This is a genomic window from Spirochaetae bacterium HGW-Spirochaetae-1, from assembly GCA_002839375.1.
Lineage (GTDB): Bacteria > Spirochaetota > UBA4802 > UBA4802 > UBA5550 > PGXY01.
On the sequence record PGXY01000001.1, the window covers coordinates 279,600 to 292,979 of the forward strand.

General features: G+C 47.8%; 10 protein-coding genes. 5 read left to right on the top strand and 5 right to left on the bottom strand.

What is annotated here, in order from left to right:
• Nucleotides 1–132: 132 nt before the first annotated feature.
• Nucleotides 133–822: a ribulose-phosphate 3-epimerase gene (rpe, locus tag CVV44_01240; GenBank protein ID PKL41287.1), complete on the bottom strand. Its 690-nt coding sequence runs from the start codon at nt 820–822 to the stop codon at nt 133–135.
• Nucleotides 806–1,831: a hypothetical protein gene (locus CVV44_01245; GenBank protein ID PKL41288.1), complete on the bottom strand. Its 1,026-nt coding sequence runs from the start codon at nt 1,829–1,831 to the stop codon at nt 806–808. The genes rpe and CVV44_01245 overlap by 17 nt, the downstream gene beginning before the upstream one ends.
• A 369-nt stretch (nt 1,832–2,200) precedes the next feature.
• Between CVV44_01245 and CVV44_01250 the strand changes: the two genes are divergently transcribed.
• Genes CVV44_01250 through CVV44_01260 form a run of 3 tightly spaced genes read left to right on the top strand, consistent with a single transcriptional unit; the run spans nt 2,201 to nt 6,462 of the window.
• Nucleotides 2,201–3,337, top strand: coding sequence for a hypothetical protein (locus CVV44_01250; GenBank protein PKL41289.1), 1,137 nt, complete (start codon nt 2,201–2,203; stop codon nt 3,335–3,337).
• Nucleotides 3,310–5,472 (top strand): hypothetical protein, encoded by a 2,163-nt coding sequence (locus CVV44_01255; GenBank protein PKL41290.1) that lies wholly within the window; start codon nt 3,310–3,312, stop codon nt 5,470–5,472. Before CVV44_01250 ends, CVV44_01255 begins: the two co-directional genes overlap by 28 nt.
• A gap of 6 nt (nt 5,473–5,478) precedes the next feature.
• Nucleotides 5,479–6,462, top strand: coding sequence for a hypothetical protein (locus CVV44_01260; GenBank protein ID PKL41291.1), 984 nt, complete (start codon nt 5,479–5,481; stop codon nt 6,460–6,462).
• A gap of 2 nt (nt 6,463–6,464) precedes the next feature.
• Here the strand turns inward: CVV44_01260 and CVV44_01265 are convergent, their stop codons facing one another.
• The 3 genes from CVV44_01265 to CVV44_01275 form a co-directional block, all read right to left on the bottom strand.
• The gene (locus CVV44_01265; GenBank protein PKL41292.1) at nt 6,465–8,603 is read right to left on the bottom strand and encodes a cAMP/cGMP-dependent 3',5'-cyclic-AMP/GMP phosphodiesterase; all 2,139 of its coding nucleotides are present in this window, start codon (nt 8,601–8,603) and stop codon (nt 6,465–6,467) included.
• Nucleotides 8,604–8,883: 280 nt separating this feature from the next.
• Nucleotides 8,884–9,705: an enoyl-CoA hydratase gene (locus tag CVV44_01270; GenBank protein PKL41293.1), complete on the bottom strand. Its 822-nt coding sequence runs from the start codon at nt 9,703–9,705 to the stop codon at nt 8,884–8,886.
• 146 nt (nt 9,706–9,851) lie between these two features.
• Nucleotides 9,852–11,405 (bottom strand): hypothetical protein, encoded by a 1,554-nt coding sequence (locus CVV44_01275; GenBank protein PKL41294.1) that lies wholly within the window; start codon nt 11,403–11,405, stop codon nt 9,852–9,854.
• Between the two features lie 170 nt (nt 11,406–11,575).
• Here CVV44_01275 and CVV44_01280 point away from each other — a divergent pair, with 170 nt between their 5' ends.
• Nucleotides 11,576–12,736: a hypothetical protein gene (locus CVV44_01280; protein PKL41295.1), complete on the top strand. Its 1,161-nt coding sequence runs from the start codon at nt 11,576–11,578 to the stop codon at nt 12,734–12,736.
• Entirely contained in the window at nt 12,736–13,380 is a 645-nt protein-coding gene (locus CVV44_01285; protein PKL41296.1) for a rhomboid family intramembrane serine protease, read from the top strand. Before CVV44_01280 ends, CVV44_01285 begins: the two co-directional genes overlap by 1 nt.

A 13,380-nucleotide genomic window follows, 5' to 3' on the forward strand; every position in this document is an offset into this window, starting at 1 on the left:
ATGTTAGAAAACATCAATATAATGGATTGGTGTTGACTGTTATTATGTGAGAATCAGTGTCTAAATGGCCCGGCGGCAGGCGGTTTTTGCATCGTATGACAGGATGTTACCGGCAACGGCGAGTCTCTCAGATCATAGTATGGGAGCCTTATTTTTCAACTCCTGAACGTTTGTATTTACATCACCATTTTTAAAGGCTGCCCCGCCGGCTACAATGATTCGTGCTCCTGCCTGGACTACCGGGGCAATATTATCGGCATTGATTCCGCCGTCAACCTGAATCAGCAATTCAGGAAAGTGCTTCCGGCTATGGGCCTGGAGTCTTTCAATTCTTCCCAGGGCGGTTTTCATAAATTTTTGTCCATAGAAACCCGGGTCGACGGACATGATGAGAATCATATCGGCATAGGGGAGCAGATCAAAGGTGGTTTCTATCGGCGTCGCCGGATTGATTGAGAGCCCGGCAATGATATTGTGTTCCTTTATAAGGCTGAGAAGCCGGGCAGGGAAGCGCGTGCTTTCGTAGTGAATAGTGATGCACCAGGGCTTCAGGTCGATATAGGACTGTATGCTTTTTTCCGGTTCCTCTATCATGAGATGAACATCCAGGGGGATACGGGTGTGCTGTGACAGGTCCTTTATATATGCCGGACCGAAGGTGATATTAGGGACAAAATTTCCGTCCATTACATCCATATGCACGAGGTCAATGATCTCCGGGTCCATTCCCGAAACAATTTCACTCATGCGTGTCAGGTCAGCTGCGATAATTGACGGGGAAATTGAAACGGTTTTATTATCGATTTTAGTCGAATTCTTCAACGGAAACTCCCATGATGTGGATCACCTTTTTGTCTTTCATGATGGAAATCCTGGCGTTTCCCGTGCGATGATAGATGAAACGGATGTTCTGCCCTGATTTCATTTTCCGGGAAAAACGGATGCGTTTCGAATCATTGTCGTCGATGAGAACTTCATATAGTCCTTCACCCTGATCTTCGTCGATGGTATAATCAACCTTTTCATAGGCGTGGTAGGGATGTTCGGTGAGGGGATACCAGGCTACCTTCAGATTGATCACGGCATTGGCAGTAAGCGGGCTGCCCTTCGGCGGGTTTTGGGCCAATACAATGCCGCTGTTACCCTGGTTCCCGGTTTCCGCGATATCCTGAATTATTGTTATGCCCTTTGCCGTCAGCAGATCATAACAGATATCTATAGACTGTCCTTCCACCGGGGGAATCCTGCCGTCGTCTTTGATACTCCCGGCGGAAACGAGGAGGTTGACTTTTCTGTCGGGCGTGATGGTATCTCCGGCCTTGGGAAACTGGGAAATAACGATATTTTCAGCCGTTTTTTGTGACGGGATATATGATACGATCCCGGTGCTGATGGATGCGGACCGTCCGTGATATTGCATGTTTTTCAACTTGTTTCTCGCAATGGGAAGGTTCGAGCCAATGAGGTTGGGCACCTCAATAGATCGCCCGCTTCTGCTCACCACCAGTTTCAGGGGAGTGTCTTCGGTTATTATGGTGCCGTTTTCGGGATACTGGTTGAGAATCATGCCGTTTTCGATGTCTGTGACATCATAGAACTTGATTTCCGGTGTTATTCCCTTCCTGATGAGAGAATTATACACATCGGTAAACTGTTTTCCCACAACATCGGGAACCTTTATTTCCCGTGATGATTTGGTAAGGAAAATCATCATCATTGTTGAAATAAAAAGATAGACGGAAAAACCGATAAAAAATATCAGTATTATTTTCCCGATGGAATTGAAATACTTGAATTTCGGTTTGATTTCATTGGACTGTTCGTTTTTCATAGGGTGTTTTTCTGGGTTTGATTATAGATTTGAATTTATTTTGTTTTTTTAATGGCATTATTATTTATGAATCAAGAATTAATGGGGCTCCTGAATGTCCCGCTACGGGAACCCATGGTCAGTTTTTAAGCACCCATAATAAATTAATTAACAGCGTTGGTCAACGGGTATTTGTCAATAAAAATATTTATTTCCCACGACCGGGCACCGGATTGCGTCGGGAACGGTAAAATGAGTGATTTGATCTCATTCATGGTAAGAACGGCATTTTTCTGCACTAAAGTACTATAGAATTGCTCTAAAGATATCGAATATTAAAGTATGATCCGATGTGTCCGGCAAGCTCTATCGCCGTTTGGCTGTGCTTGAATGATACGTTATTGCGGTTATGCAAAAAAATATATAATGAAAAATGAAATAAAAATACTTCTGACCTCGGACCTCCATCTTGGAATGAACGGTGTTGACCCCGTTGTTCCCGAGAACATACGTATGAATACCTTTAAAAAAATCACGGCACTGGCCCAGGAACATGATCTCCTGCTCATTGCCGGGGATCTTTTTGATTCAACGAATGTTTCCCGGGAGCTGGTGGAACAGGTCGCCGGTGAATTCCAATCCGTCAGGGATCAAGGTACGGAAATTGTTTACTGCCCGGGGAAAGGGGAACTGGACAGCAGGGGTGTCATTGCCGATTTTATCTACGATTTACATGCAAGCTGTCTGTTTTCCAATCCTGTTTCTTCCGATCCCTTTACCGTACAGAGAGGGAAACAGACGCTGCATATCTATGGTATACCCCCGTCACCGGAGTTTGATCTGTCCCGGATTAAAAAGGAAGCGGATGACGGGTTTCATCTGGGTTTGTTTCACACTGAATTCAATAACAATAAAAGCAGGAGCGGATTCAGAAACCTGAACCTCGACTTTTACGCCCTGGGCTCCAATCATGATTTCAAGATGTTCAAGGTTTTTGAAAAAATTATCGGTGCGTTTCCTGGCAGTCCCGAAGCGGTTACGGCCGAAGAAACGGGAGACCGGTATGTTATTTCGCTCCTTTTAAAGGATAATGAGGTTTTCCAGATTAAGCGGCTTACCGTGAATTCCATCAGGCTGAAAAAGGTTGAAATAGACTGTTCATCCTATAGCAGCGCCCGGGCTTTACGGGATCATCTCATGGGACATGCTTCACAGAAGGAAATAGCCACGGTAACCCTGAATGGTGCACGTAATTTTTCTTTCGGCAACGAGATTGATGTGCTTCGAAGCCGTTTTTTTGATCTTTTTATCATCGATAATTCCCGGCCAACGCTGGAATCACTTATCGTCTCATACGGCATGGAAGATTCCATTCGCGGCAATTTTTACGCTATTCTGCAGGAACACATGGAAAGACAGCCAATACGCGATGACCTGGCAGATAACCTGGCCGCAGCCCTGAATGTTCTGACTGTGGATGGGCTCAGTGCACTGGAGGATTGGCTTTGCGCTATCTCAGATGTGTGATATCGAAACCCTCCCTCTTCAGCAACAGGAGCCTGGAATTTTCCGATTCACTGACTATTGTGAACGGAAAAAATGGTTCGGGAAAATCCTTCCTGGCCCGCTGTCTTGTCGACGGTATCTGGAAATTATTCTCCGGGTCGGCGTTTCTCAGAGAGGAGGCGTGGCAGGATATGTACCTGGATATTTCCTTCGCCTTGCCCCATCCCCTTTCAGTGGTGGAAACCTTCAGGATAAAATATCAGGCCGATAACCTCTCCGTTATCAGTGACGGGGAGAAAGAGGAAATAATTCTTTCCGGGAAGGCGGGACAAGAATGGGAACCCGGGACAGTATTTGCCCAGTTGAACAGGCATCATGGTGGCGATAATCTTGCACAGTTTTTTTCTTCTAACGACAAGGCCATATTCATCAACAGTTCCTACATTCCTTCTCCCTCGGATATAGGCAACGATGTCGTGCTTGACTACAGCACGATTAAAAATATAATTTTACGGGACGGCTCGGGATATTTCTCCTTTCATAATTATATTAAAAACAGTTATACCCGTGCAGGTGTTGTTACAAATCCATTTCTTCAGAAAATTGACTATTATGAAAAAGAGCTGAAATCTCTGAGCAAGGAAATTGAATTGATCGAGATTAAAAATCTCAGAACTTCCAAGCTGAAAAAGGAAAGAAGCATCATTGAATCGGAGATTGGCCAGCTTAAAGACAAGCTGGAAAAAAACAACGAGAAGAAGAGAATAATTGCGAAGATTGGTGCGGATATCGCCAGGGTCGCCGAACTCAACGGGGAACTGGATTCCATAAAGAATGTCGTCACGGGCGAACAGGAAAAGATTGAGAAAGTAAGCGGCCTTGAAAATGAAATACACATTAAATTTTCTCAATTCAAGGATCTGGGTATCACCGATGAGATCAATCTGGATTCCATCCAGGAGGTCTTCCGGGATATTATCAATTTGAATGAGAAAATCGATAAATTTTTTTTTAGCAGGGGAGAGAAACGGAGAAAATTAAAAAAAATGGTAACGGCAGTGTATGTAGCGGCAGGCACTGCAATACTGTACATTCTGTATCACGATTCCTTTTCAATCACGGGACATCCCGTGATACTCTCATCCATAGCCGGGTTTGCCTTTCTTTTCGCTCCCACGGTGTATCTCTATTCCTATTTTTCCACCAGGGTTAAAAAGCTGGTTAACCTCAACAATCAGAAAGCGGAATTGGAGCAAAAGCTAAAAAAGCTTCTCCTGGAAAGTTCACTCAGGTTTGACAATTACCGGCTCAGTGAATTATATGAACTGCTTCTCCAGTATTTTGAGGATTACATTGAATTTACAGAACATCAGAGGGAGCTGAAGGACCTGAAAGGCTCTTTAAGAGAGAAGAAGGAACTGAAAGAAATTCAGAAGGACCTGAGCCAGCTTAAGAAAAAAGAAGATGAAATCAAGGAAGAAATTGCAGCGAATATGAAATCCCTCGCTCTGGAGGATGAACTTTTTCTTGAACAGACCCAGATTGACGTCATGCTTGAAAAAATTGACGGGGAGATAGAGGAGACCATTGGCGGAATTGAGAAAAAGGAACAGGTGCTGCAACGGATAGATGACGAAATGTCCGTTGATCCCGATTATGTGGCAAGCAATACGGAGCTCATCAAGGAACGTGACAGGGTACGGGAGATTTTAAAGGGTCTCCATGCCAGGAAGGAGGTCATGCTCTACATTGCCGGGCTCATGGAAGAGGCTGTTGTAAAGAGAGAGAAGGACCAGTTGAAAAAACTTATTGACTCCACCCTGGGTGTTTTTCATACTCTTACGGGCAATCAATATATTGCCAGAGTTAATGACGCCGTGGCCGGGGATTTTATTACCGGTGACGGACTGATTCATGATCTGAATCCCGCGGTCGTTCACACGCTGTTATTATCGATAAAATTTTCATTAACTGACTTTCTGCTTGATTCGGGAGTATCTTTGCCTTTAATTATTGACGATCCGTTTCTTTTCATGGATGATGACCGGATCGGCCACTTGAAAAACCAGATAAATATCATAGCTCAAAAGAGACAGGTAATTATCTTTACGCATAAAAAGCAGGACAACGACTGGGGAAAACTCATTGAGCTGTAAGGGGAAATGGACAAATCGGGACAACTCACATTTTCTGATGATCCTCTGTTGAATGGAAGTAATGACGTGCTTCAGCTTATTAAGGAAGGCAACTTTCAGGGCGCCGTCGATAAGCTGGATAAGCTCATGAACATTGATCCTGATTATCCCGGGCTTATCGATAGTTACCGCACGGCTAAATTCTGGCTCAACAGGGACCATGAACAACGAAGCCTTCCTGACGGAAAAAAAACGGCCGATTTTCTCATGAAGGAATGGGAAGTCTACGACGAGTATGCTGAAAGCAAGCAGATGAGGGAATCGTCGGCCTACCGGTCCGTTATGGTTCATATTTTTTATGCTGCATCGGAGCAGTACCGGCTTGCCTTTGTGAAGCAGGAGGATGCGACGAACGATTTTGATCTTCTGCTCAACCTGGGGGCCTGCTTCCTTCGCCTTGGTGATTATGAAAAAACAATTGAGACGCTGGAGTATGCCAGCAAGTCATATAACAGCAATGCCCGTCTTCTTTCCTTACTGGCCGAGGCCAGTTTTCATATGGGAGATGTGCCTAAAAGTCTTTGGTATTTCAGGGAGGCCTTTTTTATAGATCCCCTTGAGGTCGATTTGAGCATTATCAAGGCCAGCCCGGTTCTGGATCTGGCTGAAATGGTCAGGACGGAAAAGAAGGGGTGCGGTGATGTGCGCGAATGGATTCCCGTATACGGTGTCATCAGGGATGTCCTGTATGTAAGAAAGAACCTGCAGGAAAGGCAGATCGAGAGTATCAAGGAACAGATATTCAGCCTTGAAGCAAATTTTCAGCGCATGAACCGCGACCAGATCGAGGAGTCCAATATTGTACCGCGCCTTATCAACAAATACCTTTGGTTATTGGATTTCTATGAATTCCAGAGCTACAGCTTCGATAATATATCACAGATCCGCACCAGGCTTGTACAGATAGACGGTCCGCTTTTCGAGGATTATTTCAGGAACCAGAAGAAATAGTTCTAAAAATCATATTTCAGTTTCATTATAAGCCCCGGATTTTTGTCCAGGAATTTATGGAAATCATCGCTTGACACGGTATAAAGGGATAGGTTGTCCCTGTATGTGAAGGAGTATTGCGATGGTTCCCCACTGTATAGATCCAGGACCGATCCCACGATGTCCCCTTTGCCCAGTACGGTTATGATGGCTTCCTTTTCTTTCATAACTACATGGCCGGACCGGATAATATAGATGGTATCTAGGGCGGCTCCCTCATCAATGAGGTTTCCCGGGCCTTCCAGGGTGACGGCAGTGAGAAGTGATTCCAGAAAGGTTCTCTGGGTAGATGTGCAGTAGCGGATGAAATTGCTTTCCGAAAGAGTCTCCCAGGCGTCATTGTCGCGGATATCCACGAGCCTGTTGAGAACCTCCAGGTAATCGGTACCCTCGATGAACGAGAGAAAGCTGTCCTTTTCAATGGCGTAGGCGGTCACATCAGTCACGGCCTTTACATCGGCGGTGCGTTTTTCGTCCTTGAGGAGCGCCGCCTCTCCGAAGTAGTCATAGGGGCCCATGAGTTTTGTGTACTGACCGTCTTCACTTTTAATGGAAGCGTTTCCTGAACAGATAATGTAGAAGGTGTCACCGGGGGTTCCTTTTTTGATTATGGACTCGCCCTTGCTGAAATTTCTATAGCTCCCGATGTTGAGAAATTCCTGCGCCTTGGAGATGTCCAGGTTGTCGGCAAAGTCGATATGCCGGAGCATGCTGAGGAGCTGTCCGGCTTTTTCAAATTCGAGGGCCTTTACATCGAAATAGATGGTGTGCTCTATGCCGAAGCGTGCAAGCGTGAGGGCCGTGTTTTCCGGAAAACTTTTTTGGGGTATATGATACACCACGGTTTTTTTCTGTATGTTTTTCGGCAGGGAGTTCAGGTACGCTATGGGTGTGTGCAGCGGAGGCACGCCCGATTCATGGAAGACCACATCGGACTCCCAGGGAAAATTGCTGAATTCATCGAAACGGGCCTGTGACAGGGCGCCGGTTTCGAGCATTTTTTTATGCAGGGACGGGTCGCCGTTGTGGTCCGATGAATAAGTAAGGGCTTTGTCCTGAAATTTCAGGGTGAAGCCGATGGTCGGAATGGAATGGAGCGTGTAAAAAAAGTCGAAGCGTCCGTTATTGATGAACAGGGGTTTGCCGATGGTGACTGGTTTGAAATAAAAGAGTTTCATGAGGTAGTCCGTGGTCACATTGGTGAGTGCGGCATACTTTCTGAGAAAGCTCATGATGATTGTTTCGGTGGAATATATTGTAATCTTTCCTTCCTCAAGGATTTTCTGAAAGGTGCCGGCGTCATGGTCGGCGTGGCAGTGGGTGAGTATGATGCTGTCGATAAATTTGGGATTCACATTGGAGTCCAGGAGCCATTCAGTGGAATTCACCGGGGGGTCAATCATGATTCCCTGGTGGTTGAGCCATGCGATAAAACCAGAAGTATTTTCGTAGGGATCAAAGCCGGAACTGGGCCCCAGGCAGGTTATCCCGAAGAGCGGTGGGTGATAGGGCTCCTGCAGGCGTTTGCCGATCTGGTATTTTGCCTTGTACTCGATACGCCCCGGGATATGGGCCATGAGCATGGTTTCCTGGTAGACCAGGAAATGGCCGTTTTCATCGAGTTTGATGGTGATGCTTCCAATGGTACAGGCATCATCATGGAAAAATCTGAATTCCACGACGTCGTCAAGGGTCATAGTTCTGAAATAGTTCATTTCGCTTTTGATGTCGGGAATCCCGTCATATCCGTGAACAAATTCATCGTGAATATCCAGGGTCTCAGGTCCGAAGAGGGATTCCTGGAGGACCCTGGTGAGCCTTTTTGCCTGTTCTTCGTAGCAGACAATCCTTGTTTTTTCTTTTCGGATGAAAAAGTTGTAATAAATGGGGAATTCCAGCTCTGCTACGCTAATGCCCTTTATCCAGTTGAAAAAGTCCGTGGGGAGTACATAGATGAGCGGCGTACCACCGGGCAGGAGCATGGTATCCTTGATGGTTTCCGGCGGTGAACCGAACTGTATATATCCTGCCGGTGTATCCACGAGATATCCCCCCCGTGGGAGGAAGGTCACTACATCGGTCAGTTTTTTCAGGGGTTTCATTTGATATCCTCGATTTTAGATCAATCCACAGAAGATACAATGGTTGCGTTTAAGAGGCAATTATAAAATTTTAAAATGATGAAATTTGAACTATTGTTTTCATTAATACTATCGGGATTGTAAAAAATGTAAATGATTTTAAAAATATGAAGAAAATAATTATAGAAGGAGCATAATAGCATAATGCGAAATGGGCGGGAAAATGTGCTATAACAGGGGATTGACCAGGCCCTTGTTGCATGGGCCGGTTTTCCCGGCTCATGTAACAAGGAAAATATTTTCAATTGCCTGTAAATTTCGGCTTTCGTTTTTCCATCATGGCCTTGGCAGCCTCAAAGAGGTCTTCCGAGGGGATTATGTTGGCACTTATGGAAGCCACATATTTCAGCCCGTCGTCGATGCTCTTACCGACACAGTAATTCAGAACCTCTTTTGACGCCATGACGGCCAGGGGCGAATTTTCAGCTATCTCCATTGCCATCTTTTCCGCTTCCCGCAGAAGGGACTCGTGGTCGGGATAAACCTCGTTGATGAGAAGAATTTCCTTCGCGCGTTTTGCGTCAAAATATTTTGCCGTGAAGGCAAGTTCACGGGCGATTCCCTGACCCACGATGAGGGGGATGCGCTGCAGTACGCCCACATCGGCTACGAAGGCTACGCCGGCTTCGCGGAGCGAGAAGCTGGCGTCGGCCGAGGCGAGGCGGATGTCACATGCCGTGACCATGTCGAGGCCGGCGCCTACACAGTAGCCGTGGATGGCGGCGATGACCGGTTTGCGGCAGCGTTCGATACAGGTGTTGGTCTCCTGCATAGCGTAGATGGACTGGAGGAGCCGTAGTTTAACGCCGCCGGTTTGTTCTTTTTTCATGAGTTCCGGCATGGACCCGGCCATGGCAATGAGGTCGATTCCGGCTGAGAAGCATTTTCCTTTTCCGGTGACAATTATGACTTTTATTTCAGGGTCCTTGTCCAGATCGGCAAAGATAGCCGGTGATTCGTCCCAGGCCGGTCTGTTCATTGAATTGAGTTTTTCGGGCCTGTTCAGGTATACCCAGGCGATGGGTGGCTTCTTTTCCACCATGTAGAATTCATATTGTGACATGATCATCACTCCTGTTTTACTATATTTACTTTTGGTTTATAACCTGCGGATTATTTGTCAATACAAATTGGCCGATATACAGGAACCGGGAAGGCCTGTATTGTTCAAAGAGTTTTAATTCCAGAAACCGGCGGGTAAAAGAAGGGTCAGGCAGAAATGGAGAAATCAAGTGATGTCATGAATGTCTCATGGAAAGATGGATGGTCCGAGAGCTCAACGACGTGAATCCGATCGCGCAGGTCAGTGGCCCTCATGATGAAGGTGTCGTCCAGGCAGGCCTGTTCCGCCGCTTTCAGGCTGGTATTACCGAAAAAGTGATACCGGGCGCCGGGAAAATTGGGCAGAAAAGCGAGTCGACGGAAATTGTCCAGGTCCAGGTTCTCTCCGAAGGAACCGGCAATGATCACATTCCGGATAGAACGGGCATCGCACCGTGCCTCTTGCAGGAGAAGATGCGCCGCGGCCAGGCTTGCTCCCTTGGCCAGCTGGACGGCGCGGATATCCTTCTGGGTCAGTGCCGCGTGACGGTGCAGTATGACTGACGCACCGTCTTCCGCCGTGTGCAGGTTCTTCAGAGGAGATGCAGCCAGGGCCTTTTTATCAAAGGCTCCCGAATCCTTCAGCATGCCTGCATGGAGCAGAATGGCGATGATATCGATGATGCCCGTACCGGTAATGCCCGCCGGTTCCCCGCCGCCCAACACGTCGAATTCCACGGCTCCGTCCCTGAGGCGTACGTGGTTTATGCCTCCTTCTTCGGCGGTCATGCCGCTGGAGATATTCATGCCCTCCAGGGCGGGACCCATGGCGCACGATGCGGCGTAAATATCATCGCCGTCGTTTCTCAGAAACATTTCACCGTTGGTACCCATGTCGAAAAAGAAGGTGTTCCGGTCGAGTCCCACGCGGTCAAGGAGCGTGAGTCCTCCCAGGAGATCGCCTCCCAGGTAGGCCGATGCCGCGGGCAGGGCATGGATTTCCGGGTTGAAGGATGATCCGGGGAAAAGCTCCCCGCCTGGAATGTTTCTGAAATCACGAACCGTGGCAGTGTAGGGGAAGGTTCCCAGGGGCGCCGGGTCAAGATCCAGCAGAAGGTAGGTCATGACGGTGTTGCCGGCAAAGACCAGCTTTGTTATGGATGACAGCGGTATGGCCAGGTCGCCGGCACTGTCCACGAGGGAGCGCTTCAGGGATTCCCGGATGAGACGGACCAGTTCGCGCCTCTTATCATGGTCAGGACAAGCGGCGATCCGCGCTATGACATCATGGCCGTACCGCCGCTGGGGATTGAGAAAGGAATCGATTGTATAGGATGCGCCGTTTTTCAGATCCACGAGGGAAATCTGGACCGTGGTTGTTCCCAGATCAATGGCCGCGGCAAAAAGAGATGAAGGGTCGGGCACGGACTTTAATATTGAAGAATCCCGCTGCAGCGGGATATGGATGATCGTATCTCCAGCGATGCGGGCCAGGCACGCCAGGCGCAATCCGGGCCTGGCCTGAATGAACTGATTTTCCGTACCTTCGGACGGCAAAAGGGTACCTTCAGCTTTGACAAGACATTTTCCACAGGTGCCCCGGCCTCCGCAGGGGCTTTTTATGTGAAGTCCTGCATCGGTGAGTACATCCAGAATCGTTGTCCCCGAATCACAGGTTTTTATGATGCCATGGGGCAGTATCGTTACGGTACACGCTGTCATTTTCAACTCTTTTTACCTTTTATCGGCGGGGGCGTATTTCCGACTATAGGGCCTGAATAGCATATATTTGCCGACGCGTCCACGGTAAATAATTTTTTTATTGCATTTTTGCCCTCTTATATTTTGTAATACAGATAATTCGGTCAATATCGCACCATAATGAGAAGGTAATGGAAAATTTTACTATTATTTCGTATCCCGGCGCCCGCGACAATCTCCTCCTGTCCCTGACGGAATCACGGTCGCGTTATATGCTTCCATTTGGCGGCAAATTCAGGGTGGTGGATTTTACCCTGAGGAACTCCTTTTCATCGGGGGCTGCAAGCACCGTCATATACAATAATTTTGAAGACGGACTGGAAGAGTATGTGCAACTGTATGACATGTCGGGATCGGAAGCGGAACCCCCCGTGAGAGTCGTGTCCCGTGAATTCTCAGACCTTGCCTTCTGCCATGACCTTATCATGGAAACCAATACGGGTCATTACATCATCTATAACGGCGACAACCCCTCCATTATCGATTTCACCGACATCATGGACCGTTTCAGGAAAAGGCGTGTCGATTCCCTCCTTTTCCTTCTCGATGTGGAGGGCAGGGCCTCCATGGCGCACAAGCTCCTGGTGACGAAAAAGCGCACGCTGCTCAAGGTTCTCAACAAGGCCCTCAAAGAGAACCATCAGGCCCCTAATATTTTCGAGATGATAATTAATATCATAGTCAATGCGGGCATAAAAAGAGAGACCTTCTCGGCCCATTACTGGCCCATCAGTAATGTGCCCGAATATTACAACGCCAGCAGGGAAGTGATCTGGAATCCCCTGGTGTTCAATCTTCTCTATAAGGAAAAGATAATCCAGAGCAAGATACAGGCCGAAGGATACGCCCTCATCGGCGAGCACGCCCATGTCTCCAATTCATTCATGTCCGACTACTGTCACATAAACGGGAAGGTGGAAAATTCCATCATCTATCCCGGAGTGATCATAGAGGAACGGGCCCTGGTAAAGGATTCTATCGTACTTCCCTTTGTCAGGATCGGTGCCGGGGCCAGGATATACAGGACCATCATTGACGAGCGGACCGACAGGGGCCCGGAGAACACCTTCCCCGACGTGGGCGAGGGCTGTAATATAGGGACGCGCGACGATGCCCTGAAGAACAGCGATTTCCCCCGGTCCCTTTTTTCCAGCATAACGCTTTTGGGGAAAAACTGCCGCATTCCGGAAAGATCCAATATCGGCGGGGCCTGTTATGTGGGGTCGGGGCTGGGGGTTGATTATTTTGCTGCGAAGCGCTATCTTTATGACGGCCTGTCAGTGGTGAAATAATGCTGTTTCCCTATAAGGACACGAATCCCACGAGGCGTTTTTCCGTGGTCACCTTTCTCATTATCGCCGCCAATATTTTTGTTTTTCTTTATCAGCATCTCAGTGGTATCGGTTACGAGTATTCGACACGCCAGTTCGCCCTTATTCCCGTTGAACTTTTCAAGGGGAACCTTCCCGATTCGACCCTGGTCAGCCCCCTGGTGAGTTCTTTCACCTATATGTTTCTTCACGGCGGCCTATTACATCTTGTCTTTAATATGATTTTTCTCTGGATCTTCGGCAACAATATCGAGGATGTAATGACGAGGCCCCGGTTTCTCTTTTTTTATCTCCTCACGGGGCTTATCAGCGGTCTTGCCTATGCCGTCATGTCCCCCAACGGGGAAATTCCACTGGTGGGTGCGTCGGGTGCCATCTCGGCTGTCCTTGGAGCGTACCTCTTCCTTTTTCCCTGGGCGCGGGTTCATGTGCTGGTTTTCATCTTCCCGGTGCAAATGCCGGCGCTCATTTTTCTGGTTCTGTGGTTCGCGGCCCAGATCTCGGGTTTTATGGACGGCCAGGGCAACGTGGCGTGGATTTCCCACATTGCCGGGTTTATTTCCGGCGTAGTGCTGCACCGCTTTTATATCGTCCGGCGGCGCTGA

What these genes read in the sequence shown, in the direction of transcription:
- CVV44_01280 (PKL41295.1), top strand. Translation starts at nt 11,576, where the DNA reads ATGGAAAATTTTACTATTATTTCGTATCCCGGCGCCCGCGACAATCTC.
- CVV44_01275 (PKL41294.1), bottom strand. Translation starts at nt 11,405, where the DNA reads ATGACAGCGTGTACCGTAACGATACTGCCCCATGGCATCATAAAAACC.
- CVV44_01270 (PKL41293.1), bottom strand. Translation starts at nt 9,705, where the DNA reads ATGTCACAATATGAATTCTACATGGTGGAAAAGAAGCCACCCATCGCC.
- CVV44_01260 (PKL41291.1), top strand. Translation starts at nt 5,479, where the DNA reads ATGGACAAATCGGGACAACTCACATTTTCTGATGATCCTCTGTTGAAT.
- CVV44_01250 (PKL41289.1), top strand. Translation starts at nt 2,201, where the DNA reads ATGATACGTTATTGCGGTTATGCAAAAAAATATATAATGAAAAATGAA.
- CVV44_01265 (PKL41292.1), bottom strand. Translation starts at nt 8,603, where the DNA reads ATGAAACCCCTGAAAAAACTGACCGATGTAGTGACCTTCCTCCCACGG.
- CVV44_01285 (PKL41296.1), top strand. Translation starts at nt 12,736, where the DNA reads ATGCTGTTTCCCTATAAGGACACGAATCCCACGAGGCGTTTTTCCGTG.
- CVV44_01245 (PKL41288.1), bottom strand. Translation starts at nt 1,831, where the DNA reads ATGAAAAACGAACAGTCCAATGAAATCAAACCGAAATTCAAGTATTTC.